At 64.0% G+C, this 26960-nt stretch carries 25 protein-coding genes; 12 read left to right on the forward strand and 13 right to left on the reverse strand.

Annotated features, from left to right (window positions below):
* Positions 1-22 precede the first annotated feature (22 nt).
* The 7 genes from ABXS05_RS14985 (at position 23) to sorB (ending at position 7518) form a co-directional block, all read left to right on the forward strand.
* The gene (locus ABXS05_RS14985; RefSeq protein WP_311944567.1) at positions 23-403 is read left to right on the forward strand and encodes a nuclear transport factor 2 family protein; all 381 of its coding nucleotides are present in this window, start codon (positions 23-25) and stop codon (positions 401-403) included.
* Positions 404-426: 23 nt separating this feature from the next.
* Positions 427-1827, forward strand: a complete 1401-nt coding sequence (locus tag ABXS05_RS14990) for an NAD(P)/FAD-dependent oxidoreductase (RefSeq protein ID WP_367624464.1) — start codon at positions 427-429, stop codon at positions 1825-1827.
* A gap of 109 nt (positions 1828-1936) precedes the next feature.
* Positions 1937-3712, forward strand: a complete 1776-nt coding sequence (gene xsc, locus ABXS05_RS14995) for a sulfoacetaldehyde acetyltransferase (RefSeq protein ID WP_367624465.1) — start codon at positions 1937-1939, stop codon at positions 3710-3712.
* A gap of 76 nt (positions 3713-3788) precedes the next feature.
* Positions 3789-4826, forward strand: coding sequence for a YeiH family protein (locus ABXS05_RS15000; protein WP_367624466.1), 1038 nt, complete (start codon positions 3789-3791; stop codon positions 4824-4826).
* The gene (pta, locus tag ABXS05_RS15005; protein WP_367624467.1) at positions 4823-5872 is read left to right on the forward strand and encodes a phosphate acetyltransferase; all 1050 of its coding nucleotides are present in this window, start codon (positions 4823-4825) and stop codon (positions 5870-5872) included. Before ABXS05_RS15000 ends, pta begins: the two co-directional genes overlap by 4 nt.
* Before the next feature lie 114 nt (positions 5873-5986).
* Positions 5987-7198, forward strand: a complete 1212-nt coding sequence (gene sorA, locus ABXS05_RS15010; RefSeq protein ID WP_367624468.1) for a SorA family sulfite dehydrogenase catalytic subunit — start codon at positions 5987-5989, stop codon at positions 7196-7198.
* A gap of 11 nt (positions 7199-7209) precedes the next feature.
* The gene (gene sorB, locus ABXS05_RS15015) at positions 7210-7518 is read left to right on the forward strand and encodes a SorB family sulfite dehydrogenase c-type cytochrome subunit (RefSeq protein ID WP_367624469.1); all 309 of its coding nucleotides are present in this window, start codon (positions 7210-7212) and stop codon (positions 7516-7518) included.
* A gap of 64 nt (positions 7519-7582) precedes the next feature.
* Here sorB and ABXS05_RS15020 read toward each other — a convergent pair whose 3' ends face one another.
* The 4 genes from ABXS05_RS15020 to ABXS05_RS15035 form a co-directional block, all read right to left on the reverse strand.
* The gene (locus ABXS05_RS15020; protein WP_367624599.1) at positions 7583-8056 is read right to left on the reverse strand and encodes a VOC family protein; all 474 of its coding nucleotides are present in this window, start codon (positions 8054-8056) and stop codon (positions 7583-7585) included.
* Between the two features lie 124 nt (positions 8057-8180).
* The gene (locus ABXS05_RS15025) at positions 8181-9014 is read right to left on the reverse strand and encodes a helix-turn-helix domain-containing protein (RefSeq protein ID WP_437178668.1); all 834 of its coding nucleotides are present in this window, start codon (positions 9012-9014) and stop codon (positions 8181-8183) included.
* A 74-nt stretch (positions 9015-9088) separates the two neighbouring features.
* A complete protein-coding gene (locus ABXS05_RS15030; RefSeq protein WP_367624470.1) occupies positions 9089-9637 on the reverse strand; it encodes a carboxymuconolactone decarboxylase family protein in 549 nt (182 codons plus the stop codon).
* A 374-nt stretch (positions 9638-10011) separates the two neighbouring features.
* On the reverse strand, positions 10012-11214 hold the full coding sequence (locus ABXS05_RS15035; RefSeq protein WP_437178673.1) for an MFS transporter: 1203 nt from the start codon (positions 11212-11214) through the stop codon (positions 10012-10014).
* A gap of 158 nt (positions 11215-11372) precedes the next feature.
* Here ABXS05_RS15035 and ABXS05_RS15040 point away from each other — a divergent pair, with 158 nt between their 5' ends.
* The gene (locus ABXS05_RS15040; RefSeq protein ID WP_311944520.1) at positions 11373-12158 is read left to right on the forward strand and encodes an AraC family transcriptional regulator; all 786 of its coding nucleotides are present in this window, start codon (positions 11373-11375) and stop codon (positions 12156-12158) included.
* Between the two features lie 96 nt (positions 12159-12254).
* Here the strand turns inward: ABXS05_RS15040 and ABXS05_RS15045 are convergent, their stop codons facing one another.
* On the reverse strand, positions 12255-13190 hold the full coding sequence (locus ABXS05_RS15045) for a LysR family transcriptional regulator (protein WP_367624472.1): 936 nt from the start codon (positions 13188-13190) through the stop codon (positions 12255-12257).
* 119 nt (positions 13191-13309) lie between these two features.
* Here ABXS05_RS15045 and ABXS05_RS15050 point away from each other — a divergent pair, with 119 nt between their 5' ends.
* Complete coding sequence (locus ABXS05_RS15050; protein ID WP_311944517.1) at positions 13310-13825, forward strand: DUF8737 domain-containing protein; 516 nt, start codon at positions 13310-13312, stop codon at positions 13823-13825.
* Positions 13826-13955: 130 nt separating this feature from the next.
* Here the strand turns inward: ABXS05_RS15050 and ABXS05_RS15055 are convergent, their stop codons facing one another.
* The 7 genes from ABXS05_RS15055 to ABXS05_RS15085 form a co-directional block, all read right to left on the reverse strand.
* A complete protein-coding gene (locus ABXS05_RS15055; RefSeq protein ID WP_367624473.1) occupies positions 13956-15356 on the reverse strand; it encodes an alpha/beta hydrolase in 1401 nt (466 codons plus the stop codon).
* Positions 15357-15762: 406 nt separating this feature from the next.
* A complete protein-coding gene (locus ABXS05_RS15060) occupies positions 15763-16743 on the reverse strand; it encodes an ABC transporter ATP-binding protein (protein ID WP_367624474.1) in 981 nt (326 codons plus the stop codon).
* Positions 16740-17939, reverse strand: coding sequence for an amidohydrolase family protein (locus ABXS05_RS15065; protein ID WP_367624475.1), 1200 nt, complete (start codon positions 17937-17939; stop codon positions 16740-16742). Before ABXS05_RS15065 ends, ABXS05_RS15060 begins: the two co-directional genes overlap by 4 nt.
* A 15-nt stretch (positions 17940-17954) precedes the next feature.
* A complete protein-coding gene (locus tag ABXS05_RS15070) occupies positions 17955-18878 on the reverse strand; it encodes an ABC transporter permease (RefSeq protein ID WP_311944512.1) in 924 nt (307 codons plus the stop codon).
* Positions 18875-19840 (reverse strand): ABC transporter permease, encoded by a 966-nt coding sequence (locus ABXS05_RS15075; protein ID WP_149249863.1) that lies wholly within the window; start codon positions 19838-19840, stop codon positions 18875-18877. Before ABXS05_RS15075 ends, ABXS05_RS15070 begins: the two co-directional genes overlap by 4 nt.
* Positions 19841-20181: 341 nt before the next feature.
* A complete protein-coding gene (locus tag ABXS05_RS15080) occupies positions 20182-21753 on the reverse strand; it encodes an ABC transporter substrate-binding protein (protein ID WP_311944510.1) in 1572 nt (523 codons plus the stop codon).
* A 283-nt stretch (positions 21754-22036) separates the two neighbouring features.
* Positions 22037-23056 (reverse strand): ABC transporter ATP-binding protein, encoded by a 1020-nt coding sequence (locus ABXS05_RS15085; RefSeq protein ID WP_311944508.1) that lies wholly within the window; start codon positions 23054-23056, stop codon positions 22037-22039.
* Positions 23057-23183: 127 nt separating this feature from the next.
* Here ABXS05_RS15085 and ABXS05_RS15090 point away from each other — a divergent pair, with 127 nt between their 5' ends.
* A complete protein-coding gene (locus tag ABXS05_RS15090) occupies positions 23184-23909 on the forward strand; it encodes a GntR family transcriptional regulator (RefSeq protein ID WP_311944507.1) in 726 nt (241 codons plus the stop codon).
* Here the strand turns inward: ABXS05_RS15090 and ABXS05_RS15095 are convergent.
* A complete protein-coding gene (locus ABXS05_RS15095; RefSeq protein WP_149249866.1) occupies positions 23856-24647 on the reverse strand; it encodes an aspartate/glutamate racemase family protein in 792 nt (263 codons plus the stop codon). The two genes, ABXS05_RS15090 and ABXS05_RS15095, sit on opposite strands and share 54 nt — an antisense overlap.
* Positions 24648-24979: 332 nt before the next feature.
* Here ABXS05_RS15095 and ABXS05_RS15100 point away from each other — a divergent pair, with 332 nt between their 5' ends.
* Positions 24980-25975: an ABC transporter ATP-binding protein gene (locus tag ABXS05_RS15100; RefSeq protein WP_311944506.1), complete on the forward strand. Its 996-nt coding sequence runs from the start codon at positions 24980-24982 to the stop codon at positions 25973-25975.
* Entirely contained in the window at positions 25972-26955 is a 984-nt protein-coding gene (locus ABXS05_RS15105) for an ATP-binding cassette domain-containing protein (protein WP_367624476.1), read from the forward strand. The genes ABXS05_RS15100 and ABXS05_RS15105 overlap by 4 nt, the downstream gene beginning before the upstream one ends.
* The last annotated feature ends 5 nt before the right edge of the window (positions 26956-26960 follow it).

Genomic DNA, 26960 nt, shown 5'->3' on the forward strand with positions numbered 1-26960 from the left:
ATACGAGGAAACTGAAATGTCGATGACCGCAGCCGATCTTGCCCGCCTCTTCGATGCCTTCAACCGGCACGACATCGACGGCGTCATGGCCTTCTTCGCCCCGGACTGCGTGTTCGACGCCGTCGGCGGGCCGGAAGTCTACGGCACCCGCTTTTCCGGCGGCCAGGCCATCGCCGATGCCTTCAGCGCTGTGTGGCAGGCGATGCCCGATGCGCGCTGGGCCCATCACAGCCATTTCGTCCATGACGACCGGGCGGTTTCGGAATGGGTCTTCTCCGGCACCCAGGCCGACGGCAGCCGCATCGAGGCGGAGGGTTGCGACCTCTTCACCCTCGCCGACGGCAAGATCATCCGCAAACAGGCCTTCCGCAAGAACCGGCCGCCGCAGGCTGCGCAGGGCTGAGCTCAGCGCGGGAGGACAATCCGATGGACCAGCTGCTCACCAGGACGACGGCGCCAAGACAGCCCTTCGATCCGGCCTATGATCCGATCCATGCCCCCGATCCGGGCACCGGCAAGGACTATGCGCCGACCTACTGGATCGGCACGGCGGGCACGCCGCCCGCCGACGATGGCCCCGTGACCAGAGACCTCGATGTCGATGTCGCCATCATCGGCTCGGGCTATACGGGTCTGTCCTGCGCCATCCATCTTGCCAGGGAACATGGCATCAAGGCGACGGTGCTGGAAGCCAATGGCGTCGCCTGGGGCTGCTCGACTCGCAATGGCGGCCAGGCGCAGATCTCCTCGGGCCGATTGAAGCGCTCGCAATGGATCGAGCGCTGGGGGATGGATGTCGCCAAAAAGCTCCATGGCGAGATCGCCGATGCCTTCGAACTGTTCCGAGAACTGATCCGCTCGCCGGAGATCGACTGCGAGCCCCAGGATGGCGGCCATCTCTACATCGCCCATCGCGAGAAGATGATGCCGGCGCTGGAGAAGGAAACGCAGCTGCTGAACGAGGTGTTCGGCTACCGTGCCCGCATGGTCGGCCGCGACGAGATCCACAGCGATTTCGTGCGCGACGCCGAGGCTAAGGGCGCCATGTACGAGCCCGACGGCATCGGCATCCATGCCGCCAAGCTCGCCTTCGGCTATCTGAAGCTGGCGCGCAAGCTCGGTGCCAGGGTGCATGTGTCGAGCCCCGTCTTCGGTTGCGAGTTCAAGAACGGCGTCCATCATCTGCGGACGCCGGGCGGCACCGTACGCGCCCGCGCCGTCTGCATCGCCACGGCCGGCTACACTTCGCCCGGGCTGCATCCCCTGACCCGGCACCGGCTGATGCCGATCCTGTCCAACTCGGTCGTCACCCGCCCGCTCACGCAGGAAGAGCGAGAGGCGCTGAATTTCAGGACCCACATCCCGCTGACCGACACGCGCACCCTGCGCCACTACTACCGTATGCTCCCCGATGGCCGCGTGCAGATCGGCAGCCGCAGCGCCATCACCGGCGGCGATGCGGCCAATCCCAAGCATCTCAACCTGCTGCTCGAAGGGCTCTACCGGAAGTTCCCGATCCTGCGCGGCATCGAGATCGACTATTCCTGGTGGGGCTGGGTCGATGTCAGCCACGACATGATGCCGCGCATCTTCCGCCCCGACCCGGCCCAGCCGCTGTTCTACGCCATGGGCTATGGCGGCAACGGCGTCATGTACTCGGCGCAGGCCGGCCGCCGCATGGCCCAGATGGTCGCCGGCAAGGGCGGCGGCCTCGATTTGCCGATCTTCACCTCGCCGCTGCCGGGCCACGGGCTGCTGACGCCGTTCAGGCGCCTGGGACAGTGGGGCATGTACCGCTGGTACTACCTCAAGGATGAGATCTTCTAGAGTGCCTACCGATCAAATTGGTTCTGAAAACCAATATACCTATTTGAAATAACAAATGAAAGTTAAATCTCTCTCAAGACCGGATTACCCCTCCGAAAGGAACCAAGCCATGAAAATGACCACGGAAGAAGCCTTCGTCAAAGTCCTCCAGATGCATGGCATCGAGCATGCCTTCGGCATCATCGGCTCGGCGATGATGCCGGTTTCGGATCTGTTCCCCAAGGCCGGTATCAAGTTCTGGGACTGCGCCCACGAGACCAATGCCGGCATGATGGCCGACGGCTTCAGTCGCGCCACCGGCACCATGGCCATGGCGATCGGCCAGAATGGTCCCGGTGTTACCGGCTTCATCACCGCCATGAAGACGGCCTATTGGAACCACACCCCGCTCCTGATGGTCACCCCCCAGGCGGCCAACAAGACCATCGGCCAGGGCGGCTTCCAGGAAGTCGACCAGATGGCGATGTTCGAGGAGATGGTGTGCTATCAGGAAGAGGTGCGCGATCCCTCGCGCATTCCCGAAGTGCTGAACCGGGTGATCGAGAAGGCCTGGCGCGGCTGCGCTCCGGCGCAGATCAATGTTCCCCGCGACTTCTGGACCCAGGTGATCGATGTCGATTTGCCGGCGATCGTCCGCTTCGAACGCCCGGCCGGCGGGCCGCAGGCGATCGCCCAGGCCGCCAAGCTCCTGTCCGAGGCGAAATTCCCGGTGATCCTCAACGGCGCCGGCGTCGTCATCGGCAATGCCATCGGCGAGTCCATGGCGCTGGCCGAACGGCTCGATGCGCCGGTGTGCTGCGGCTATCAGCACAACGACGCCTTCCCAGGCAGCCATCGCCTCGCCGTCGGGCCGCTCGGCTATAACGGCTCCAAGGCCGCGATGGAACTGATCGCCAAGGCCGACGTGGTGCTGGCGCTCGGCACCCGCCTCAACCCGTTCTCGACCCTGCCGGGCTACGGCATCGACTATTGGCCGAAACAGGCTGCGATCATCCAGGTCGACATCAACGCCGACCGCATCGGCCTCACCAAGAAGGTCACCGTCGGCATTTGCGGCGACGCCAGGCAGGTGGCGGGCCAGATTCTGGCGCAATTGTCGCCGGCGGCCGGCGATACGGGCCGCAAGGAGCGCGTGGCCACCATTCACCAGACCCGTTCGGCCTGGCTGCAGCAGCTCTCCTCGATGGACCATGAGGACGACGATCCCGGCACGGAGTGGAACGACGGTGCCCGCCGGCGCGAGCCCAACCGCATGTCGCCCCGCCAGGCCTGGCGCGCCATCCAGGCCGCGCTGCCGAAGGAGGCGATCATCTCCACCGACATCGGCAACAATTGCGCGATCGGCAATGCCTATCCAAGCTTCGAGCAGGGCCGCAAATATCTGGCGCCCGGCATGTTCGGCCCCTGCGGCTATGGCTTCCCCTCCATCGTCGGCGCCAAAATCGGCTGTCCCGACACGCCGGTGGTCGGCTTTGCCGGCGACGGCGCCTTCGGCATCTCGATGAACGAGATGGGCGCGATCGGCCGCGAGGGCTGGCCGGCCATCACCATGGTGATCTTCCGCAACTACCAATGGGGCGCGGAAAAGCGCAACACCACCCTGTGGTACGCCAACAACTTCGTCGGCACCGAGCTCAACCCCAATCTCAGCTACGCCAAGGTGGCCGAGGGTTGCGGGCTCAAGGGCGTCAGCGTCGACACGCCGGCCGGCCTGACCGAGGCTCTCGCCAGGGCGCTCGACGATCAGGCCAGGGGCGTAACCACCTTCGTCGAGGTCGTGCTCAACCAGGAGCTGGGCGAACCCTTCCGGCGCGACGCCATGAAGAAGCCCGTGCCGGTCGCCGGCATCGACCGCGCCGACATGCGCCCGCAGCAGCGCGCCTGACCGGCCGCGGCCTGCCCGAAGCCGGGCAGGCCCTTCGCGCCGCACGCCAGTTCCCGATCTCACAGGAAACGCGCCCATGACGACCTCAGCCGTAACGCCGAGCCGGTTCGGAGGGTTTCCCTCGGCGGCAGCCCGCTATTGGCCCGGCGTGGCGGTGACCGGCGCCACCGCCATTGCCGCCCAGTTCCTGTCCGACCATTATGGCGCGCCGGCCATGCTGATGGCATTGCTGCTCGGCATCGCCCTGCATTTCCTGTCGGAGGAAGGGCGCTGCGTTCCCGGTATCGACCTGTGCGCCAGGAAGGTGCTTCGCCTCGGCGTGGCCTTGCTGGGCATGCGCATCAGCGTCGACCTGCTGATCGGGCTCGGCGCCGGCACCATCCTCCTCCTGGTCGCGGCCATCGCGGCCACCATCGGTTTCGGCCTGCTGGCCGCCAAGGTGCTCGGCCGGGGCTGGCGGCTGGCGCTGATCACCAGCGGCTCGGTGGCGATCTGCGGTGCCTCTGCCGCCATGGCCATTGCGGCCGTGCTGCCCAAGAACGAGTTCTCCGAGCGCAATCTGATCTTCACGGTGCTCTCGGTCACCGTGCTCAGCACCATCGCCATGATCGTCTATCCGATCCTCGCCCACGCGATCGGGCTTGATGCGCGCGCCACCGGCATCTTCTTCGGCGGCACCATCCACGACGTCGCCCAGGTGGTCGGGGCGGGCTTTTCCGTCTCGCCGGAGGCCGGCGAGGCGGCCACGCTGGTCAAGCTCATCCGCGTCGCCATGCTGGCACCGGTGGTGCTGGTCTATTCGCTGGCCACCCGCAATATCGCCGGCCCGGACGATGCTTCCGGCCGCCCGCCCCTGCTGCCCGGCTTCGTCATCGCCTTCCTCATCCTGGCCGCGATCAATTCGTCCGGCCTGATCCCGCGGGTGGTCGCCGAAGCGGGCTCCGAGGTCTCGCGCTGGGCCCTGCTGGCCGGCATCGTCTCCGTCGGCATGAAGACGGCGCTACGCCGGGTGCTCGACGTCGGCGGTGACGCGGTCGCCCTCATCGTCGCCGAGACCGTCTTCCTCGCCCTCTTCATCCTCGCCGGCATGTATCTCCTGGGGCATGTGTCATGAAACCGCTCGACCGCATCATCGCCGCGGCCAAGGCCGCACCCAGGCGCATCGTCCTGGCCGAGGGCGAGGATCCCCGTATCGTCGAGGCCGCCTTGCGGGCGAGCCGGGACGGCATCGCCCGGATCATCCTCCTCGGCAGCGGCGACATCATCAGGCAGCGTCTGCTCGAAGCCGGCGCCGCAAGCGAAGAGATCCGCATCGAGGACCCGGCCACCTCGCCGCTCGCCCCTCGCCTGGCCGCCTCCTATCACCGGCTGCGCCAATCCAAGGGCGTCGACGCGCATGCGGCTGCCGAGGCGCTGCGTTCACCGCTGACCTTCGCCGCCATGATGGTGCGCGAGGACGAAGCGGACGGCACGGTGGGCGGCGCCGTGGCGACCACCGCCGATACCGTGCGCGCGGCGCTGCAATGCATCGGCCGGGCGCCCGGCGCCGCCCTGGTCTCCAGCTTCTTCCTGATGATGCTGTGCCAGCCCTACCACGTGAAGAAGGGCGCCTTCCTGTTTGCCGATTGCGGCCTCGTCATCGATCCCGATGCGGCAGAGCTCGCCGATATCGCGCGGGTGTCCGCCCGCTCCTACCAGACCTTGGCCGGCGTATCGGCCAAGGTGGCGATGCTGTCCTTCTCCACGATCGGCAGCGCTTCGCACGAACGCGTCTCCAAGGTGGTGGAGGCGACGCGCCTTGCCCATGCCGCCGATCCCGATCTTGCCATCGACGGAGAGCTGCAGTTCGACAGTGCGTTCGTCGAAGCGGTGAGTGCCGCCAAGGCACCGAACTCACCCCTGCACGGCGGCGCCAATGTCTTCATCTTTCCCAATCTCGACGCTTCCAACATCGGCTACAAGATCGCCCAGCGCATCGGCGGGGCGAGCGCCATCGGGCCGATCCTGCAGGGGCTGGCCAAGCCTGCCAACGACCTCTCGCGCGGCTGCAGCGCCGAGGATGCCTATCACATGATCGCGGTCACCACGCTCCAGGCGGCCGACATGCGTCAGCCGACTGCGTCCTTCCTCCATGGCGGTGACGGTGACCCCAAGCCTTGAGGCATGGGACAGGAACAAGGCGGCCGGCCTCGCGTTTTTCCGGTCAAGTCAACGCCCGCATATCTGCGCAAACGACCGCACGACACCACCAACGATAACCCCAGGAAGGTGACCATGATCAGCCGACGCAATGTCCTGAAGCTGGGCGGCTCGACTGCCGCCGCCTTGGCAAGCGGAATGATTTTGCCGCCTCTCGCCCACGCGGAAGAGACGGTCACCCTGCCCTTTGCCAATGGCGAGCGCCCCTTGGTGACATATCCCGGCAAGCGCCCCCTGATCGGGCTGACCGAGCGCCCGCCGCAGCTCGAAACGCCCTTCCAGATCTTCAATGAAGGCATCATCACCCCGAACGACGCCTTCTTCGTGCGCTACCACCTCTCCGACATCCCGCTCGGGATCGATCCCCAGACCTACCGGGTCGAGGTCAAGGGGCTGGTCAGGACGCCGCTTTCCCTGTCGCTGGATGACCTCAAGGCTTTCGAGCCGATCGAAATGGTGGCCGCCCACCAGTGCTCGGGCAACAGCCGCGGCTTCGTCGAACCGCGCGTCGCCGGCGGACAGCTCGCCAATGGCGCCATGGGCAATGCCAGGTGGAAGGGCGTTCCCCTCAAGGCCGTCCTCGACAAGGCCGGCGTGCAGCCCGGCGCGGTGCAGGTATCGTTCGGCGGCCTGGACGGTCCGGCTGCGCCCGATACGCCCGATTTCGTCAAGGCCCTCGACATCGACCATGCCCGCGACGGCGAGGTGATGCTGGCCTATGCCATGAACGGCGAGGACCTGCCCTGGCTGAACGGCTTCCCGGTGCGCCTGGTCGTACCGGGCTGGTACGGCACCTACTGGCTCAAGCACCTCAACGAGATCACCGTGCTCGACAAGGTGTTCGAGGGCTTCTGGATGAAATCCGCCTACCGCATTCCCGACAATGCCTGCGCCTGTACCGAACCCGGCAAGGCGCCGGACAAGACCGTGCCGATCAACCGGTTCAATGTGCGCTCCTTCATCACCAGCGTGCTCGACGGCCAGAAAGTGCCGGCCGGCGCACCCATGAAGCTGCGCGGCTTCGCCTTCGATGGCGGCTCGGGCATCAGGCAGGTTTCCATCTCGACCGACGACGGCGCCACCTGGCTGCCGGCACGCCTCGGCGAGGATCTCGGCAATTATTCCTTCCGGGAGTGGACCACCGATATTCGGCTCGAGCCGGGAGCCCATGTGCTCAAGGTGCGCGCCACCGGCAATGACGGCAAGACCCAGCCCGACAAGCCGCTGTGGAACCCGGCCGGCTACATGCGCAACTGCGTCGAAGCCACCAAGGTCACGGCAGCCTGAGGAGAGCCATGATGAAACGTATCGTCACCGCATCACTGGCAGCCGCCCTCGCTTTGCTGCCTGTCTCCCTGGTCTTCGCCCGGCCGCTGACCTACCAGCTTCCCGACGAGGCTTCCAAATTCAAGGACGGGCCGAACCTCGAAACCGCGCAGAACAATTGTACCGCCTGTCATTCGGCGGACTATATCCGCACGCAGCCGCCGAAGAAGGGACAGGCCTTCTGGGCTGCCGAAGTCAACAAGATGATCAAGACCTACAAGGCGCCGATCGCCGAATCCGACGTGAAGGCGATCGTCGAATATCTCGACTCAACATACTGACATATCACGATAAAATAACATATGGAGATCGCAGGGTGATCTCCGCCAACGGGTGGCGGCATCGTCAGCCCCGACGAGCCGCCTCGATCGCCGCGACGTCGATCTTGCGCATCGCCATCATCGCTTCGAAGGCGCGTTTGGCTTCCGCGCCACCGGCAGCCAAGGCCTCGGTCAACACCCGCGGCGTGATCTGCCAGGAGATGCCCCATCTGTCCTTGCACCAGCCGCACGCGCTTTCCTGACCGCCATTGCCGACGATGGCATTCCAGTAGCGATCCGTCTCCTCCTGGTCGTCCGTGGCGATCTGGAAGGAAAAGGCTTCGCTGTGCTTGAACGCGGGTCCGCCGTTGAGGCCGAGGCAAGGAATGCCGGCAACGGTGAATTCGACCGTCAGCACGTCGCCCTCCTTGCCTGACGGGTAGTCGCCGGGTGCGCGGTGGACGGCATGCACCGTGCTGTCGGGAAAGATCTCGGCATAGAAGCGGGCCGCAGCCTCGGCTTCCTTGTCGTACCATACGCAGATCGTGTTCTTGGCGATGGCCATTGCTTGTCCTTTCACTTTCAAGGCCAATACGGCCCTGGAATGTCACTGAACCTCGCTCAGTGTCGCTGAATCTCGCTCAAACGTCACTGAATCTCGCTCGCCCTCGGTTAACTCCATGTCAGTCCCGCCCCAGTATCTCGAGATGAAAAGCCTCGCTCGCTTCGTCAGCCGGGAACATGCATTCGATGCGCAGTTCCTGGGCGGCGACCGCCTGGGGCGTACCAACGGTGGTGACCATTGAGAAATAGTCGAGCACCCTGCCGTCCTTGACAAGGCCGATCGGGATGACCGGCATCGCCGCAAGGGGGCTTGCCGCCTCGGGCGAGGTCCAGGCGGGCTCGACATCCGGATAGGCCAGAAGCGCCGCCAGCAGTTCCTTGACCTTGTCGTCGATGATGCGTCCAACGGCTTCACGATGAACACGCTGGATCAGGCTTCGTGCCACAGCCGGCCAATCCGCAATGAAGGGGCGCAGGCCATTTGGATCAAAAACCAGATGCAGCAGGTTGCGCGGCGCCTTGCGCACCGACAAATCCGTGAAACGGCTGAAGAGGCGCGGCGCAGATCGGTTCGTCATGAGCACGTTCCAATAGCGATCCATGACCAGGGCCGGGAATGGTTCGTGCTGATACAGCATACGCTCCAGGGCCTTGGTGATGCTGCGCATCTCCACGCCGTCCCAGGCACCGTCGCGATATATGGGCGCGTAACCGCCAGCCAGCAGCAGCGTATTCCGGTCGCGCAAGGGCATGTCCAGAGCCGTGGCGAGGTCGATCAGCATCTGGCGACTGGGCACCGTGCGACCGACCTCGATGAAACTGAGATGTCGCTGCGACACGCCCGTGTCGAATGAGAGTTCCAATTGGCTCTTGCGGCGCAAATCACGCCAGTGGCGCAGCAGGGCGCCCACTTGGCCACCCCGCGGCGTGGCTATCGCATCCTGCATGGACATGGCCAAGCCCCTTCGGAAACGTCGTTGGATGGGAGTGCGCCGTGCCCAGGGCACGGCGCCGGCGATGTGGTCGGTCAGGCTCGCCAGGCATGCGGCTGCAAGAAGCCTTCGAGTGGCGGCCGGGCAATGGTGCCGACATAATTGGTGATCGTCGAGGCCGCGGTCACGGCCAGCATCTCCAACACCTGCTCCCCATGGAACCCGGCGTCGACGAAGGTTTCGACATCGTGGTCGCTCACATGGCCGCGCCTCTCGATCAGCTTCCGGGCCAGGCTGGACAGCGCAGCCAGCCTTCCATCCGCAGGGATGCCGCGCCTGCGGACCGCCTCGACATCGGCAGGCGCGAGGCCCTCCTTCAGAGCCAGCATGGTGTGGAATGCCACCGCCCAATCGCAGGAATTGGCGACGGCATTGGTCAGCAGCAGCATCTGGATCTCCGCCTCGGTGAACGTACCGGAATGAACCTGCCGGAACAGGCCGGCGAACGCCTTGATCAGCGCCGGCGAGTTTGCCATCGCACCTGCGATGTTGGGGATCACGCCGAAGGTTTTGGCGAGTTCACCGAGAACCGGACGCGCCTCCTCGGGCGCGGTGGCGGCGGTGTGGATGGGATAGGATGGCATGTTGGCTCCTCGTCATTTCTGGCGAACGGCATCGTTCGTGTCGAGGGGAGTAAAGCCACTTGCTGGGGGTCGCCCAACTACCTCCGGGGTAGTGGCGTCGGGCAGCGCGGGAGCGAATAGGCCGGCAGATGGTTTCGTAGCTCCCGTTTCCTGCGCCTGGGCGCCAGGCATGGCTGGAGCGACCGCGCGGCCGACTTGTTCGCGTGCCGTCGCCAAGGTCTCGGCACCGGCCGACTTCCTGGTCACCGAATTGGCCGATGCGCGCTGGAGCACGCAAGTGGTGATGGGTTGGCAGTTACTGCCTCACCATCGAAGAACAACTGCAGCGAGCGCGCCGGCCGCACGTCCAGGACAAGCAGCACTGCCAGCAACTCTCATGCATGCAGCGGCTTGGGTTCTCGCAGGTTCGGTAGGAGCACCGTGAGAATTCCGAGTGCCGGCAGGAAGGCGCAGAGCTGGAAGACGAAATTGATGCCCGTCCAGTCGGCCAGCGTGCCGAGCGCCGCCGCCCCGATGCCGCCGATGCCGAAGATGAAGCCGAAGAACAGGCCGGAGACCATGCCGACGCGGCCGGGCATCAGTTCCTGCCCATAGACCACGATTGCAGGGAAGGCCGAGGAGATCACAAAGCCGATGATCACGCTCAGCACGGCGGTTGCCATCAATCCGACATGCGGCAGCAGCAGGGAGAACGGCAGCACACCCAGGATGGAAACCCAGATCACGACCTTCCGGCCAAGCCTGTCGCCGATCGGCCCGCCGGCAATCGTACCGGCCGCAACCGCCGCGAAGAACACGAACTGGTAGATCTGGGCCGTCTGCGTGGCCAGGCCGAACTTGTCCTTGAGATAGAAGATGTAATAGCTCGTGAAGCTGCCGAGATAGATATATTTGGAGAAAAGCAGCGCGATCAATATGGCCATTGCCCGCGAAACCTGCCCACGCGACAAGGTCGCATGATGGGTGGGTGCCTTGTGTGACGGCCGCCTGGCATGGCCGTTGAGCCGGTACCAGTGCCCGAGCGCCGTCAATATGACGATGCCGGCAAGAGCTGCGAGCGCGAACCAGCCCAAGCCGGCCTGCCCACGCGGCAGCACGAAGAAGGCGGCGGCCAGGGGACCGAGCGCCGAGCCGAAATTGCCGCCGACCTGGAACAGCGATTGCGCCAGCCCATGGGCCCCGCCCGATGCCAGGCGAGCGATACGCGAGGACTCCGGATGAAAGATCGAGGAGCCAAGTCCCAGCAGCATGGAACCGATCAACAGGACGCCGTAGTTCGGGGCGAAGGCGAGCGTCAACAAGCCGGACATCGATGAAGTCATGCCGACCGGCAAGGAATATGGCAGGGGCCGACGATCGGTATAGTAGCCGATGAAAGGCTGAAACAGCGACGCCGTGATCTGGTAGATGAAGGTCAGAAAGCCGACCTGCGCGAAAGTGAGCTCGAAATTACCCTGAAGGATCGGATAGACGGCGGGCAGAAGCGCCTGCAGCATGTCATTCAGCAAGTGACAGAAACTTGCGGCCCACAGGACGGAGAACACCGTCTTCGTATTTTTCTGCGGCTGCGGATGTATGCGTTGACGCGGTAGATCTTGGGTAGACACGGAAGATCCTCAGAGAAAGCCATGGTCGATCGGCGCGAAAATCTTGCGCACGGCCTATCAACAGCGTACCGAGAGGTCGTACGGCCTGCCACCAATGTTGGGCCATATTCCTACGAGAGTGGGCCAACATGCGCGATGTCCATATCGACACGGTCGACCATATCCCCCGACCGATCATCGCGATCGGTCGCGATTATCCCGACGGCTTCATCGTCCCGCCCCATCATCATCGACGAGGACAATTGATCTCGGGGGCGTCCGGCGTCGTCGTGCTCGCGACGCCGAGCGGCACCTGGGTCATGCCCCCGCAGCGCGGCATGTGGATTCCTCCCGGCACGACGCATCACGTGCGCATGGTCGGTGCGGTCGGCATGCAAAGCCTCTATCTCGAACCCGACGCGGTTCCCAGCATGCCCGCCCACTGCCAGGTCGTCTCCATTTCGCCCTTCATGCGAAGCCTGTTGACCGAGGCGCTCAACCTGCCGCTCGAATATGACCTCGACAGCCGCTCGGGCGCCTTGATGGAGTTGATACGGCACGAAATGCAGCAAATGCCGGTGCTGCCGCTTTCCCTGCATTATCCATCGCATGGGGCGTTGGCCCTTCGCTGCCGACGCTTCGTCGAGCGGCCGACCATTCATGAGAGGATCGACGACTGGAGCACGGCGCTCGGCATGAGCCGGCGCACCTTCACCCGCTTCTTTCGGCGCGAGACCGGCCTCAGCTTCCTGGCCTGGCGCCAGCAGGCCTGCCTGTTGTGCGCAATGCCCCGCCTGGCCGCAGGTGACCCCGTCACGACGGTTGCAATTGATCTGGGCTATGAGAACCCTGCCGCCTTCACGATCATGTTCAAGCGCGCCTTCGGCAGCCCGCCCCTGACCTATCTCGGCATGCGGAATAGTCGCACCGCCTGAACCGATAGTGCGAAGGACTTTGCGAAGTTCGTCCACAATCTCGACAAGTGCCGCGGCGGCCCCAAAGATCCATGTCGCCCGGAAATCCGCCTCGATCTACCCGTCGTCTCGAAGATCCGAAGTTGTGCTCTGGCGTTTCATATGGTCGATGAAGGCGCGCAGTTTCGGCAAGACCTGCCGTCTGTCCGGATAGTAGAGAAAGACGCCAGGCACGGTAATGGCGTAAGGCACCATCACCGCCTGCAATCGACCTTCGGCGATCGGCGCCCTGGCGAGCGGGCCGGGCAAGTGGGCAAGTCCCAGCCCCCGGATCGCCGCGCCCAGGAGGGTGGGAAAGTCATGTGCGATCAGCGGCCCTGAGACGATCGCCTCCACCGTTCTATTGCCCTCGACAAAACGCCATGGCGCGATCGATCCATCCGAGCGGCGCATCCGCATGCAGGCATGCTGGCGCAGATCGTCGATGCGCTCGGGGCCCTTGCGCTTGACTAGATATTCCGGACTGCCGACGACCACGAACGGGAACGCAGGCGTCAGGCGCAGCGCGATCATGTCGGCCGCAATGAACTGCCCCATCCGGATGCCGGCATCGAATCCCTGAGCCGCAAGATCGATCAGTTCCCCGCTCGCCGCGATCTCTACCTCGATTTCCGGATAAGCCTGGCAGAAGGATGCGATCAGCGGCTCGAGCAAAACCGACACCACGCCAGGGGGCACGGCAAGGCGCAGCAGGCCGGTCGGCCTGCTTCCGAGCGCGCGCGCAACCTCGCTTGCGGCAACCAGTTCCTCGAAGGCGGGCCTTGCCCGCGACAAGAAGCGTTCGCCGGCTTCGGTCAGCCCGACGCTGCGTGTCGTCCTCAGGAGAAGCGCTGCGCCGAGGCGCGCCTCCAGCGCCCGTACCGACTGGCTTATCGCCGACGGTGTCACCCCGAGCGCGGCGGCCGCGCGACGGAAACTGCGGTGCTGGGCGACGTTCAAGAACGCCTCCACACCGTCCAGCGCGCTGTGTCTGACTGTGAAGTTTTGCTTCATAGCACATCAACATTATCGCAGATATGCGCTCATCGAAAGGGAGCATAGTTTGAGGGGCGTTTTCGAAGCGTTCCGGCCCGAAGGCCGGGCAATCGCGTCAACCCGTGAGAGGGCTCCACATGTCGCCGGCAACCATCTTCCTGCTGCATCTGGTATTGGGCTATGTGCCATGGCTGCTATGTTTCGGTGCCTATGGCTGGCCGAGGCTCCGGTCGATGGACAGGGTCGAGGCGCAACGTGCCATCGCAACCCTGCACAGCTTTCGGTTTTTCGGGCTCGTCTTCCTCGTTCCGGGTGTGGTCGGTCCCAATCTGCCCAGCGGCTTTGCCGAGTTCGCCGCCTATGGCGACTTCGCCACCGGCTTGCTGGCCATGCTGGCCCTTGTGATGGTCAGGATACGCCCGCTGTTCTGGAGCTTCGTGGTCGCCTTCAACGTCGCGGGAACAATCGACATCATCGTCGACTATTATCACGGCAACCAGCTCGGCCTTCCGGATCTCGCCGGGGCGTTGGGCGCCGCCTACGCGATCCCGATGCTCTACGTACCCCTGCTGATGATCACGCATGTTGCCGCATTCTATATGCTGGCACGTCGCCAGCCGCAGGCAACTCAGGCCTTCTCCGCGAACCACTGAACACGGATGACGCTACGCCAGACCACACCCAATTCAGCTTGGCGAGCAGCCATCATACAGCATTGGCAAACAGAAGGCGGCGGCAGCTCATTCTGTCCGCACGCGGCGCCTCCCCAACAAGAAGGTCAAATCACTTCAATGCCTGAAATACCTGAGACGTCTTCCACTGCCTGGTTATGTCCGCATTGTCTTTAAAAAATATCGTACCGTATTCATCGGGTACGCGAGTTACAACATCGCCTGTTTTTCCTGTCGAGATCCTGGCGATATTCACTAATGACTGCGTTCCGTTGTCCAGATATGCACCATGGCCCTCAGCCCCTTCAGTTGAGAAAGTTATGGCACCGAAGTTCCTGTCGGTCGGCTCACTATCGGCGAGCCACCCCTGAGGCACCACGTCATCTCCCTTGGCACGCGCTGCCCAGACATGTCCCTGCGAACCAAGCTCGGTTGCATTGGTCCCGTCCACTCCAGGCGAGCCAACTACGACAAGATCGTCAACACGAAGACCATTTTCATGAATGGCTACACTCGCCATATAAGACCCATAGCTGTGTCCAATAAGAGTGATGTGACTATGGGGATTCGTCCTCGCCACTTCGTATCCGGTGACATCCTCTTTTAGCGCTTGCGCGCCATGACGACTATCGCCGTAAGTTCCATTTATGCCTGCAGGAATATTGTCGGGCATATCCGCCCCCATCCAGACAATGATGGAATTTTTAGCGTTAGGTTGTCCCTCGAAATTCATCTGGTGAAAGAGAGAGAGGCCCTGCGTCACAGTCGGGAACTGAGATCCGATCCCATCTTCTTTTTTGGCGTCATGACTGACGCCGGGAACGAGAACACCTATATTGTGAGCTGTATCAGGATTTCCCAAGGCTACGGCAAATCGTCCATCATCTGCAGGATCATATGTAAGAAGATAGGCCTCCGATCCTCCTTGTGAATCGAGCATCTCCATCTGAATGTGGATTTTTTTGGCAATTGAAAGTTCACCTCTCAGGCGGCTTTGCTCATCTTTCAACGCCCGGATCTTCTCCTGATAGTTTACTCCGTCTCTTCCTGCCTCCCCACTCGGCACGGCATTTTTCAGCGCTTGAATTTCGTTAGGGATTTCCCAAAGTCTTTCCTGGTCCCTGGCAATATCCAGATTGACGCGCTTCCTGTTTATCTTGTCGATGTCCTCGGCCGGCAAACCTCTGAGCTTTCCAAGCTCGTCGGTGTGATTGGCGATCAGATCCTGGCGCGTCTCAGTGGACAGAGTGCCCCACCATGATGACACCACCGACGGATCGCTGCCTTCGGGAAGCACGGTTGTGTGATCCGGCTCAGGCTCGCTGATCGGCCTTTGGTGGATCGGCGTGTTGGCGTAGGCGAAGGTTTTCTTCGGAGCGGACGTCTTGGATACCGACGTCCTTGCTTCATCGAGAGCCGCGTCGAACGATACCTGATGCGACAGGGCGACAGGAGAATCCGGCCTGGATGATGGGAGAGCACCACCTATCGCACCGATTGCAGGATTGCTCATGAGACCTGTTCCTTCTCAAGATGTCATGGCCTGATTGTTGCGCAGGTTCTGCGTGGAGGACTATTCCCCCGGGGACTGCGCCAGTTTCCTTTTGCTCGGCTGCGATTGTTTGAGGTCCCGGTCTCGCCGGCGGAAACGGCGTATCCATCGCACCAAATACAGGAATAGGTCGTGAATCGGGATCTACCGTGCCAATCCCAGCACCCCCACCGTTCGTGACGTCGTCCCGACCCGTATTGGCAACGCCCGAAAAGTCGATGAGGGCTTAGGCGTGGCGGGGTACCGGCCCGCTGTGGATCGCGATATCGCTGGAAGCGGCAGGAACATGACGATCAGGCTCCCACCAGGGGCATGCTGACGGTCCGCCGCCCTTGCGTTTTGGGAGCACCGCCAAACACGCTGCGCTTCAAGCCTGTGCCGGCTGCCCGCTACCGACATCGATCGCATGGCAGGCGACGCGCACGTCGCTTTCGACCATGCGCATCTCAGGCCGCTCGCGCTTGCAGATCTCCATGGCCAGCGGGCAGCGCGGATGGAAGGCGCAGCCCGGCGGAGGATTGAGCGGGCTCGGCAGGTCGCCGGCCAGGGGTGCCCGGTCGCGGTTGGGGTTTTCGATATCAGGGATCGTCTCGAGCAGCAGCTGCGTATAGGGATGGCGCGGCCTGTCGAACACGGTGCGGCCCGGCCCCTCCTCCACCAGGCGGCCGAGATACATCACGCCGATGCGATCGGTCAGGAAGCGCACCACCGACAGATTATGGCTGATGAACAGGTAGGTCAGGCCGAGGCGCTGCTGTAGGTCCTTGAGCAGGTTGAGCACCTGCGCCTGGACCGAGACGTCGAGAGCGGAGGTCGGCTCGTCCAGAAGCAGCAATTCAGCCTCGGCAGCCAAGGCGCGGGCAATGGAGATGCGCTGGCGCTGGCCGCCGGAGAACTCATGCGGATATTTGGTGCCGTCACCGGGCGCCAGCCCGACGGTCGACAGCAGGGCACCGACCCGGGCACGGCGCTCGGCCCGCGGCAGATGCCGCATCGGCTCGGCGATACTGCGCCCGATGCGCCAGCGCGGATTGAGGCTGCCGACCGGATCCTGGAACACCATCTGCAAGTGTACCGGCTTGCCGCCCTGGCCGACGAAGTCGATGCGGCCCTCGCTCGGCGCCTCCAGCCCGGCGATCAGGCGGGTGATGGTGGATTTGCCGCAGCCGGACTCGCCCACGATCGAGAAGGTGGTGCCCCGCGGGATCGAGAAGCTCACGCCGTCGACGGCCCGCACCAGCTTGCGACCGGCGCGGGTGACGACGCGCTGCAGGAAGGGCGCGGAGACGTCGAAGGTCTTGGAGAGATCGGTGACCTCGACCAGCGCGGCGGCGTTGTCCTGCTTCATGGCACCTCGCCGTCGATCCACTGATTGTCGGCGGCCACCACCCGGCCCCGCTTCACCACGAGTGCGCGCGCCGGACGATCCACCAGGATCTGCGCCAGGTTCTCGCCCGCGATCAGGACGAGGCTGCCCTCGCAGCCCACCTCGAGCCCATAGCCTTCCAGGCCGAGCAGATCGGCGCCGCGACGCGTGCCCATGTCGAGGGCCCTGAGCAGCTCCGCATCGGCGCGGCAATGGGTGCGGTAGGCCAGGAGCCAGCAGCGGTCGAGCATGTCGCCGTCGCCATGCGGGTTCCAGGTGTCGCGCAGGGAATCCGAGGCGACGGCACAGCGCACGCCGCGCGCGGCGAGCTCGAACATCGGCGGGAAGCCGATCTCGCCCGGTACGGCGGAAATGATGCCGATGCCGGCTTCGGCCAGCACGTCGATCATGCGCTGCACCTTGTGGGCCGGGCCGTCGCCAAGGCAGAAGGCATGGCTGACGACCACCCGCCCCTGCATGCCCAGCGCCCGCGTGCGCTCGGCGATCATGCCGAGCTCGAACAAGCCGAGCTCCCCCGGCTCGTGCAGATGGATGTCGATCTTGGCACCCTTCCGGCTGGCGATGCCGAAGATGGTGTCGAGATGGCCCTTGGGGTCGGCGTCGATGGTGGCAGGGTCGATACCGCCGATGACGGAAGCGCCTTCGTCCAGAGCTGCCTCCATCAGTTCCGCGGTGCCGGGGTCGATCATCAGGCCGGTCTGGGGAAAGGCGACGAGTTCGAGGCCGACGGCATGCTTCACCTTCTCCCAGGCTTCCAGGACACCATGGAGATTGTCGAGCTTGTAGCCGGTAGAGATATCGACATGGCTGCGGATATGGGTCGAGCCCATTTCCACGCAACGCCGCATCAGATTGCCGGCACGCTCGGGCACGCCCCAGGGCAGGTCCTTGCGGATGGCGACCTCGTTGTCGATCATCGCCCGGAGCGAGGGCGGCACGTTGATGGAGTGCCAGGGCAGGCCCCACAGGATCTTGTCGAGATGGACATGCGCCTCGACGAAGGGCGCGATGGCGATGGCCCCCTTGCCGTCGACCACCGGCACACCCTCGGGCCGGTCGAGATCGCGGCCGATGGCGGCGATCCGGCCGCCGCGGATCAGGATGTCGGCGCTTTGCCTGGCGTCCGGGCGGATATTGGCGAGAAGAAGATCAGTCATTTCACAACTCGGGCATCAACGAAGACGGGGATTGAGGACATCGCGCAGCCAGTCGCCGACGATGTTGACGGAAAGGACGAGCAGGACGAGCGCTGCGCCGGGGAACAGCGAAATCCACCATTCGCCGGACAGCAGGAGGTCGTTTCCGGCGCGGATCAACGTGCCGAGCGAGGGCTGGGATGGCGGCATGCCGAGCCCGAGGAAGGACAGGATCGCCTCGGTGAGGATGGCGACGCCGAGGCCCAGCGTGGCGAGCACCAGCACCGGCCCGATCGTGTTGGGCAGGATATGGGAGAGCACGATCCTGAAGCTCGATACCTTGGAGATCCGCGCGGCGGCGACATAGTCCTTGCGCCGCTCGATCATGGTGGTGGCGCGGACGGTGCGGGCGAATTGCACCCAATCGGCGACGCCGATGGCAAGGATCACCACGTAGAAGCGCATGTCCTCGCGCAGCGCCGCCGGCATCACGATCTTGGCGACGCCATCGATGAAGAAGGCGATCATGATGGTGGGAAAGGAGAGCTGCACATCGCCCAGGCGCATGATCACGGCATCGACCCAGCCCCCGAAATAGCCGGCGAGCAGGCCGAGCAGTACGCCCAGCGTCACCGAGAACAGCACGGCCGCGACGCCGACCAGGAGGGAGATGCGCATGCCGTAGAAGATCGCCGACAGGATGTCGCGCCCCTGCTCGTCGGTGCCGAGCAGATAACGCGCGCTCCCTCCTTCCGACCAGACCGGTGGCAGGCGCGCATCCATGATGTCGAGGGTGGCCGGATCGAAGGGATCATGCGGTGCGATCAGGTTGGCGAAGACCGCGCATAGCACCAGAAGGCCGAAGATGATCGTGGCTATGATGACGGCAGGCGAGGTCCGAAAGCGCCAGGCGAGTTCGCTGGCAGCCACGCTTCTGACGATGGCGGCAAGTTGGCTCATTTCACCCTCAATCTCGGATCGACCAGCAGATAGGTCAGGTCGACGATCAAATTGATCAGCACGAAGCTGAAGCCGACGAAGGCGAGATAGGCCGCCATCACCGGAAAGTCGGCGAACTCGATCGCCTGCAGGATCAGGAGGCCCATGCCCGGCCATTGGAACACTGCCTCGACCACGATGGCGAAGGCGATCAGCGAGCCGATCTGCAGGCCGACGATGGTGATCACCGGCAACAGACTGTTTCGTAGCGCATGGGTGAGATGCACCGCCCGGTCCGACAGGCCGCGTGCCCGGGCGAACTTGATGAAATCGGAGCGCAGCACCTCCAGCATCTCGCCGCGGATCAGGCGCATGATCATCGAGACCTGGAAGACGGCGAGCGTGATGGTTGGCATGATCAGGGCCTTGAGGCCGCTCACCGTGAGGAAGCCGGTGGTCCACCAGCCGATCCGCACCGTGTCGCCGCGCCCGAAGGCCGACAGCCAGCGCAGCTCCACCGAAAAGACCAGGATCAGCAGCATGCCGATCAGGAATTGCGGCATGGAAATGCCCAGCAGCGAGCCCATCTGGAACAGGCGGCTCAGCCAGCCGCGCGGCCTCAAGGCCGTGTAGACCCCCATGGGAATGCCGACCAGCAGGGCGGTCAGGGTCGCCGCGAAGACCAGCTCCAGCGTCGCCGGCAGGCGGGTGAGGATAAGGTCGAGGACGGGCTGCCTGTTGCGGTAGGAAACGCCGAAATCGCCGACCACGGCCCGTTCGACGAAACGCCAGAACTGCACGATCGTCGGCTGGTCGAGGCCGAGGGCGGCCCGCAATTCCTCGCGCTGCGCCAGCGTTGCATTGACGCCGAGCACGTTGTTCACGGGGTCGCCGAGGAAGTTGAAGATGCAGAAGGACAACCCGGTGACGACCAGCATGACCAGGATGACGCTGGTGAGACGAGTTGCGAGCATGGAGATCATGAGGGTCTCTCGATCCCTGGCGCATTTTCCGGAAGAGCCCATCGGCCCTTCGATGAGGAAGATGCATCAATGCGAAAAATTGGACGAAGTCTGCGGCCCAACGGTAATGAATCCGGATTGTGCTGCCCCTCACCCCTACCCTCTCCCCGCAAGAGCCAAGCGAGGTAGGGTGAGGTGCGGCGCTACCTCGTCAGTACGGCTCGGAACTTGCGGAGGGGCGGTGGGAGATACCGCCCCTCCGTTTGCGCATGATGCCGGACAGTTTCGGGGGACCCGGAAAAAACATCATGCGGCAAAGCGAAGGCCGGAGCAGATGCGGCAGGCGCCTGCCCTCGCGCGCCTCAGTTCATGGTGTAGTACCAGAAGCGCGTATACTCGTCGGCGGGCACCACGGCATTGACCTTGTCGCTCATGCCCCAGGTCAGGAACTGCTGGTGCAGCATGATCTTGCCGACCTCGTCGCGGTGGATCTTCACCACTTCCGAGATCATGGCCTGGCGCTTGGCCGGATCATATTCGGTACCGATCTGCTCGATCAGCTTGTCGACCTTGGGGTTGGAATAACCCTTGGGATTCCAGGTGCCGAGATCGCCGGTCGGCGTGTGGATCGTCGCCGACATGATGTTGTAGGCATCGATCGAGGGCAGGCCGGCCCAGCCCAGCATGTAGAAGGAATATTTGCCCGCGGGCAGTTCGGTATCGGTCTGGACCGGCGTGTGCATGGTCAACTGGACCTTGATGCCGATCTTGGCGAGCATGCCGACGGTGGCCTGGCAGATCCTTTCGTCATTGATGAAGGAGCCGGCCGGGCAATCCATCGGCAGGGTAAAGCCCTTGGCATAGCCCGCTTCCGCCAGCAGGGCCTTGGCGGCCGCCACGTCATAGGGGAAGCGAACGTCCAGGCTGGCGTCGTAGAAGGGCAGCTCGGGCGCGAGCGGCACGGCCGTCGGGCGCGAATTGCCGCGCATGATGCTGCGCTTGATGCCCTCGATATCGATGGCCTGGTAGATGGCCTTGCGCACCCTGACATCGGCAAGCGGATTGCCCTCGACCCCACTGCCCGGCAGCGTCTTGCTCTGCTGGTCCATGCCGAAGAAGATCGAGCGCAGATGCGGCGCGCGCATGATCTTCATGCCGGGTGTCGATGCGATGCGGTCCACGTCCTGTGGGGGTGCATTGCGGATGAAGTCGACCTCTCCCGACAAGAGGGCGGCGACGCGGGTGGCGGCATTGGTGATCGGTGTATAGACGATCTCGTCGAGATTGTGCTGGGGCTTGTCCCACCAGTCCTCGTTCTTGACCAGCACGGTGCGGATATCGGGCTGGCGCGAAGCCAGCTTGAACGGCCCGGTGCCGATGCCCTGGGTGGTCATGGCGCCGCCGGTGTTGGAGGACAGGTCGATCGGCTTGGTGGCACCGACCGATTCCTGGAACTTCTTGTCCAGGATGTACCAGCCGGCGAAATCGTTGAGCAGCAGCGCATATTTGCGCTTGAGCGTCACCGTCACCGTATGGTCGTCGACCTTGGTGATCTTGGCGATCGGCTCAAGCAGGCCGGCGAAGGGTGAGCCCGGCGCGCCCGCCCGCTCGAAGGAGAAGATCACGTCATCGGCCGTGAAGGGGTCGCCATTGTGGAACTTGACGCCCTTGCGCAGATGGAACCGCCACTCGGTGTCCGAAACGGCCTCCCAGCTCTCGGCCAAAGCCGGCTCGAGCTTGAGGTCTTTATTCCAGCGCACCAATCCTTCATAGACATTGCTGAGCAGGCTGAGCGTGAAGTCGTCTCGCGCCGCATGCGGGTCCATGGAACTGATTTCCTGGGCTTCGGCGAAGCGCAGCGTCTTGGCGCTGGCTGCTCCCGTGGCCAGCACGGCGCACGAAGCGATCAGCAGGATCTTCAAATAGGTCTTCACGGATATCTCCCGGTTAAACGGTCCTTCGTCAGCGGTCACGACGGCGCGGCTTTGTTGTTGTCTCGCGCTTCGTCACCAAGCGACCGGCTGCTTGTCGGACGGTCGGTGACACCGTTCGCCGCAGACGATCCATTCCCCTGCCCATCCTCGGATCGGCCACTGCGATCATTCCATAAGCGGCAACAGCCGTCTACAAATTTGTACTATATAGAGTATACAATCTTGTACGACGACGTTGGAGACGAGTTTCGACGACGCGGGAAACAGCATTCCCTCGCGATCGTCAGAGCGTCGTACCGCCTTGATGCAAGAAACAGGCTGCCGTGGTGGCGCCTGCACTGGCGAGCCGGGGACTCTCGGCCTGGCAGCGCGGCCCGTTTTGCCGGCAGCGCGGATGGAAGGCGCAGCCTTTCGGCCAGTTGCCCAGGCGCGGCATCGCCCCGTCGATCTGGGCCAGACGCTCGACCTGGCGGCCCAACGAGGGAATCGAAGCCATCAGGCCGGCTGCATAGGGATGGCTCGGCCGCTGCACTACGGCCTCCACCGGGCCGATCTCCACCACGCGGCCGGCATACATCACCGCTACCCGGTCGGCGATCTCGGCAATCACCCCCATATCGTGGGTCACCAGCATGATGGCCGTGTTCTTCTCCCGCGCCAGGCGCTTCAGCAAAGCGAGGATCTGGGCCTGGATCGAGACATCGAGCGCCGTCGTCGGCTCGTCGGCGATAATCAGCTCCGGTTCCCCCGCCAGCGCCAGGGCAATCACGATACGCTGGCGCATGCCGCCCGAAAACTGGTGGGGATATTGCTCGAAACGATTGACGGGATCGGCGATTCCAACTTCGGTGAGGAGGCGGATCGCTTGGCTGCGAGCCTCCTCGCGACCGAGGGCCGGAAAATGGGTGCGGATGGTTTCGGTCAGCTGGCGCCCGACGGTGAACAGCGGATCGAGGCTCGTCAACGGATCCTGGAAAATGGCGCCGATGCGACGACCGCGGATCAAGCGCTGACGATGGGGAGGAAGGTTGTCGATGCGCTCGCCACTCAGATGGATACTGCCGGCCGCAATACGCCCCGGCGCTTGCAGGAGCCCGATCAGGGCATTGCCGGTCATCGACTTGCCCGCGCCCGATTCGCCGACCACCCCGAGGATCTCGCCCGGTGCGATATCGAAGGAGACATTGTCGATGGCGACCAGCGTACCGGTACGCACCGGAAATTCGATGCGCAGGCCCCGGACTTCCAGCACCGGCGGAGGCAACGGCGTCGCCCTGCCTGCTTCATCGTGCGCGCTGGTCATGCCGCCTCGCAATCAGGGCGTCGCGCCTTGGCTGCGGCCGCCGCAACAGAGGTTGTTTCCAACTCGATAATATACAATGTAGAATACACTTGTTTTCCTCCCTAGAGTCAAATCGCAAGGCCACACCATGCCTCCATCGTCCGGGCTTCTCGCCAAGCAAGTGCCTGCTGCCCCCAAGCGCCGCGGACGGGCCGACGAGCGGATCCATTCGGAGATCTATTCGGCCATCATCAACCATCAGCTTCGTCCGGCGACCCCCTTGCAGGAGGATGCGCTCGCCACGGCCTTCGGCGTCAGCCGCACACTGATCCGAAAGGTCCTGCAGCAGCTCTCCCACGAGAAGCTGGTCGAGCTCATTCCCAACAAGGGTGCGATCGTGGCCCGGCCCTCGGTGGAGGAGGCACGGCAGGTGTTCGAGGCGCGGCGCGAGATCGAGTGCATCCTGATCCGCCGCCTGGCCGCGACCATCACCGATGCGGAGATCATCAGGCTGCGGGCCGCAGTGGAAGCCGAGGCCCGGGCCCAGGAACAGGGCGACAAGCGCCGGCGGCTGCAGCTTTCGGGAGACTTTCATCGTGAACTCGCCTCCCTGGCCGGCAATGACGTTCTCAAGGATTTCGTGCATGAGCTCGTCTCGCGTTCTTCGCTGGTGATCGCCCTTTATGAATCCCCCGGCGCGGTTCCCTGCGCCTATGACGAACACAAGCGCATCGTCGATGCCCTGGCCAAGCGCGATGGCGAGGATGCCGCCCGCAACATGGAGCACCATCTGCGCCACGTGGAGGCCCAGGTCGACCTGTCAGACGTTCCGGCCCGCATCGACTTCAAATCGCTCTTCCGGCCGCTGGGCTGACCCCCGCCAGCCGGCGGGCGCGTAGGCGGCCAGCTTGCCGGCATAGGGCTTGGCAAGCGGGTAGGCGAGATCACCATGCTTGGAGGTCTTGAGGCCCATGCCGACCAGGGCCTCGGCGAATTTGACCGCTGCGCAGACGCCGTCGATCACCGGAATCTGCAGCCTGTCCTCGAGATAGTCGGCCAGGCCCGCCATGCCGGCGCAGCCGAGCACGATCGCCCCGGCCTTGTCCTCCTCCAGCGCTCTGAGGCATTCGGCCAGGATGACGTCGCGCGCCCGCGTGCCCGGCTGTTCGAGCTCGAGCACCGGCAGTTCCGTCGCCCGCACGCGGCGGCAATGATGCTGCATGCCGTAATTGCGCACCAGATGCTCGGCGATGATGCGCGTGCGCTCCAGCGTGGTGACCACGGAAAAGCCGGTGGCCACGAAGGCGGCCGCATGCATGGCCGCCTCGGCGATGCCGATCACCGGAGCGTCGGTGATCTCGCGCGCCGCCAGCAGGCCGGGATCGCCGAAGCAGGCGATGACATAGGCATCGGCCGGCGGCCCGTCGCGGATCTCGTCGACCAGGCCGATGACGCTCATGGCTTCATCGAAATGGCCCTCGATCGAAGCCGCCCCCGAGCGCGAGGTCGCGGCGACGATCTCGGTGCCGGGCGCAGCCACGGCGCAGGCACTGACACGCATCGCCTCGGTCATCGATGCCGTGGTGTTGGGATTGATCAGCTTGATGCGCATGGGCTTCCTCAGGCGGCGGAATATCTTGTTCTTAGTATTGTATACGATGTTGTATCTTTATGTGATTTCCAACGAGCGTCAATGGCGTTGATGCGCATCGACAGTCCCACGCCGTCCGGCGCATGAGTGCGATCGGCCGAACCTCTGGCGCCAGATCGGATCAGGGATCTCCGCTTGGCAGGAAGAAGCGCGGCGCGAAAGTCGGTGAATTCGGCGCGCTCGGCCCTTCGGATGCAATACATCCATAGATTGAATTTCATTGTTGACACATAATTGTATACATGTGAGGCTTTGAATCGTATCCGACAGAACCGCCTGCAAGGGAGATGTCGATGGATGGCGATAACCACCCCGTCCTCAGGGTGCGCAATCTCAAGACCGGGTTTGCCACGCCGGCAGGCATGGTGGTGGCGGTCGATGGCGTCGATTTCGATCTCCATCGCAACGAGATCCTGGCGATCATCGGCGAATCCGGCTCGGGCAAGACCGTGACGGCCCTCTCGCTGATCCGGCTGATCACCTCGCCGCCCGGGCGCTATCTCGGCGGCTCGATCGAGATCGGCGGACGCGATCTTCTCAGCCTCGACGAGACGGCGATGGAGACGGTTCGCGGCAAGACCATCGGCATGATCTTCCAGAACCCGCGCGCCTCGCTCGATCCCTCCTTCACCATCGAATTCCAGCTCACGGAGACATTGCTGCGCCACGATCCGGCCCTCGGCCGCAAGGGCGCCCGCGCCGCCGCGACCAAGGCATTGCAGGAAGTCGGCTTTCCCGACATTCCGCGCGTGCTGGCAAGCTATCCCCACCAGCTCAGCGGCGGCATGTGCCAGCGCATCGGCCTGGCCATGGTGCTGGCCTGCAAGCCCGAACTCCTCATCGCCGACGAGCCGACCACCGCCCTCGATGTCGGGGTCCAGGCCAAGATCCTGCTGCTCCTGAAGAAGCGCAGCCGCGAAACCGGCCTGCCGATCGTCATCATCACCCATGATATCGGCGTGGTCCGCGCCATCGCCACCCGAGTGCTGGTGATGTATGGCGGCCATGTCCAGGAGGCCGGCGAGATCGACGAGCTCCTGGCCGAGCCGCTGCATCCCTATACCAAGGCCCTGATCCGATCCATTCCCGATCCGGATGCCCCGGCCGACACCATGACCTTCATCAAGGGCGAGCCGCCCAATTTGCTGGCGCCGCCGCCCGGATGCCGCTTCGCGCCGCGCTGCGACCAGGCGATCGGACTGTGCCACCAGAAGCTGCCGGAGTGGCGTGCGGCCGGCCCGGGCCGGATGGTGCGCTGCCATCTCGCCGCTGCGGGAGGGCCGCAATGACCCGCCCTGCCCTGATCGAGGTGCGGTCCGTCAACAAGACCTTCAGCGTCAGCAAGGGCGGCCTGTTCCGTCGGCCCGCCGCCAGCACCAAGGCGGTCAACGATGTCAGCCTGACCATCGCCAAGGGCGAGATCCTGGGCTGCGTCGGCGGCTCGGGATCGGGCAAGTCGACGCTCGGGCGCATCATCCTGCGTCTCATCGAGCCCGACAGCGGCGAAGTGCGCTATGGCGGCACCGACCTGCGCGCCCTCTCGCGCGAGCAGATGCGGCAATATCGCCGCCGGCTGCAGATCGTCTTCCAGGATCCGCTGCAATCGCTCAATCCGCGGCGCACGGTGGCTGAGAACATCGCCCGGCCCCTGCTCAATTTCGGCGTCGCGACCGTGGCCGCCAACCGGCGCGTCGACGAACTGCTCGAACTCGTCGGCCTCGATCCGCGCCAGTCCTATCGCTATCCGCACGAATATAGCGGGGGCCAGTGCCAGCGCATCGCCATCGCCCGCGCCTTGGCGCTCGAGCCGGAATTCCTGTTCCTGGACGAGCCGGTCTCGGCCCTCGACGTCTCGATCCAGGCCCAGATCCTCAACCTCCTGGCGGAGCTGAGAAAGAAGCTCGATCTCACCTTCCTGTTCGTTTCCCACGATTTGAAGATCATCAAGCAGTTCTGCGACCGCACCATGGTGATGTATCGCGGCTGCGTGCTCGAAGAGGGCAGCAGCCAGCAGGTCTATGCCGAGCCGCTTCATCCCTTCACCCGCGACTTCCTAGGCACCGTGCTGCATCTGCGCAAGGACTCGCGCTGGGAACAGGCGGCCGAGCGGGCCGAGGATCTGGAAGGCACGGCCGGGCTCACGGGATCGGGCTGCATCTATGCAGGCAACTGCGCCGAACGCTTCGAGCCCTGCACCCGATCGGCACCGGCACTGACGGCTCTCACCGGCGAAAGGGGGGTCGCCTGTTTCCGCCATAGCGGGCCCTGAACGTC

This window comes from Labrys neptuniae, from assembly GCF_040797145.1.
Lineage (GTDB): Bacteria > Pseudomonadota > Alphaproteobacteria > Rhizobiales > Labraceae > Labrys > Labrys neptuniae.

What these genes read in the sequence shown, in the direction of transcription:
- ABXS05_RS15040 (WP_311944520.1), top strand. Translation starts at nt 11,373, where the DNA reads ATGCGCGATGTCCATATCGACACGGTCGACCATATCCCCCGACCGATC.
- ABXS05_RS15025 (WP_437178668.1), bottom strand. Translation starts at nt 9,014, where the DNA reads ATGTCCATGCAGGATGCGATAGCCACGCCGCGGGGTGGCCAAGTGGGC.
- ABXS05_RS15075 (WP_149249863.1), bottom strand. Translation starts at nt 19,840, where the DNA reads ATGATCTCCATGCTCGCAACTCGTCTCACCAGCGTCATCCTGGTCATG.
- ABXS05_RS15000 (WP_367624466.1), top strand. Translation starts at nt 3,789, where the DNA reads ATGACGACCTCAGCCGTAACGCCGAGCCGGTTCGGAGGGTTTCCCTCG.
- ABXS05_RS15045 (WP_367624472.1), bottom strand. Translation starts at nt 13,190, where the DNA reads ATGAAGCAAAACTTCACAGTCAGACACAGCGCGCTGGACGGTGTGGAG.
- pta (WP_367624467.1), top strand. Translation starts at nt 4,823, where the DNA reads ATGAAACCGCTCGACCGCATCATCGCCGCGGCCAAGGCCGCACCCAGG.
- ABXS05_RS15090 (WP_311944507.1), top strand. Translation starts at nt 23,184, where the DNA reads ATGCCTCCATCGTCCGGGCTTCTCGCCAAGCAAGTGCCTGCTGCCCCC.
- sorA (WP_367624468.1), top strand. Translation starts at nt 5,987, where the DNA reads ATGATCAGCCGACGCAATGTCCTGAAGCTGGGCGGCTCGACTGCCGCC.
- ABXS05_RS15055 (WP_367624473.1), bottom strand. Translation starts at nt 15,356, where the DNA reads ATGAGCAATCCTGCAATCGGTGCGATAGGTGGTGCTCTCCCATCATCC.
- ABXS05_RS15060 (WP_367624474.1), bottom strand. Translation starts at nt 16,743, where the DNA reads ATGAAGCAGGACAACGCCGCCGCGCTGGTCGAGGTCACCGATCTCTCC.
- ABXS05_RS15065 (WP_367624475.1), bottom strand. Translation starts at nt 17,939, where the DNA reads ATGACTGATCTTCTTCTCGCCAATATCCGCCCGGACGCCAGGCAAAGC.
- ABXS05_RS15095 (WP_149249866.1), bottom strand. Translation starts at nt 24,647, where the DNA reads ATGCGCATCAAGCTGATCAATCCCAACACCACGGCATCGATGACCGAG.
- ABXS05_RS15105 (WP_367624476.1), top strand. Translation starts at nt 25,972, where the DNA reads ATGACCCGCCCTGCCCTGATCGAGGTGCGGTCCGTCAACAAGACCTTC.
- sorB (WP_367624469.1), top strand. Translation starts at nt 7,210, where the DNA reads ATGAAACGTATCGTCACCGCATCACTGGCAGCCGCCCTCGCTTTGCTG.
- ABXS05_RS14985 (WP_311944567.1), top strand. Translation starts at nt 23, where the DNA reads ATGACCGCAGCCGATCTTGCCCGCCTCTTCGATGCCTTCAACCGGCAC.
- ABXS05_RS15100 (WP_311944506.1), top strand. Translation starts at nt 24,980, where the DNA reads ATGGATGGCGATAACCACCCCGTCCTCAGGGTGCGCAATCTCAAGACC.
- ABXS05_RS15070 (WP_311944512.1), bottom strand. Translation starts at nt 18,878, where the DNA reads ATGAGCCAACTTGCCGCCATCGTCAGAAGCGTGGCTGCCAGCGAACTC.
- ABXS05_RS15050 (WP_311944517.1), top strand. Translation starts at nt 13,310, where the DNA reads ATGTCGCCGGCAACCATCTTCCTGCTGCATCTGGTATTGGGCTATGTG.
- ABXS05_RS15085 (WP_311944508.1), bottom strand. Translation starts at nt 23,056, where the DNA reads ATGACCAGCGCGCACGATGAAGCAGGCAGGGCGACGCCGTTGCCTCCG.
- xsc (WP_367624465.1), top strand. Translation starts at nt 1,937, where the DNA reads ATGAAAATGACCACGGAAGAAGCCTTCGTCAAAGTCCTCCAGATGCAT.
- ABXS05_RS15030 (WP_367624470.1), bottom strand. Translation starts at nt 9,637, where the DNA reads ATGCCATCCTATCCCATCCACACCGCCGCCACCGCGCCCGAGGAGGCG.
- ABXS05_RS14990 (WP_367624464.1), top strand. Translation starts at nt 427, where the DNA reads ATGGACCAGCTGCTCACCAGGACGACGGCGCCAAGACAGCCCTTCGAT.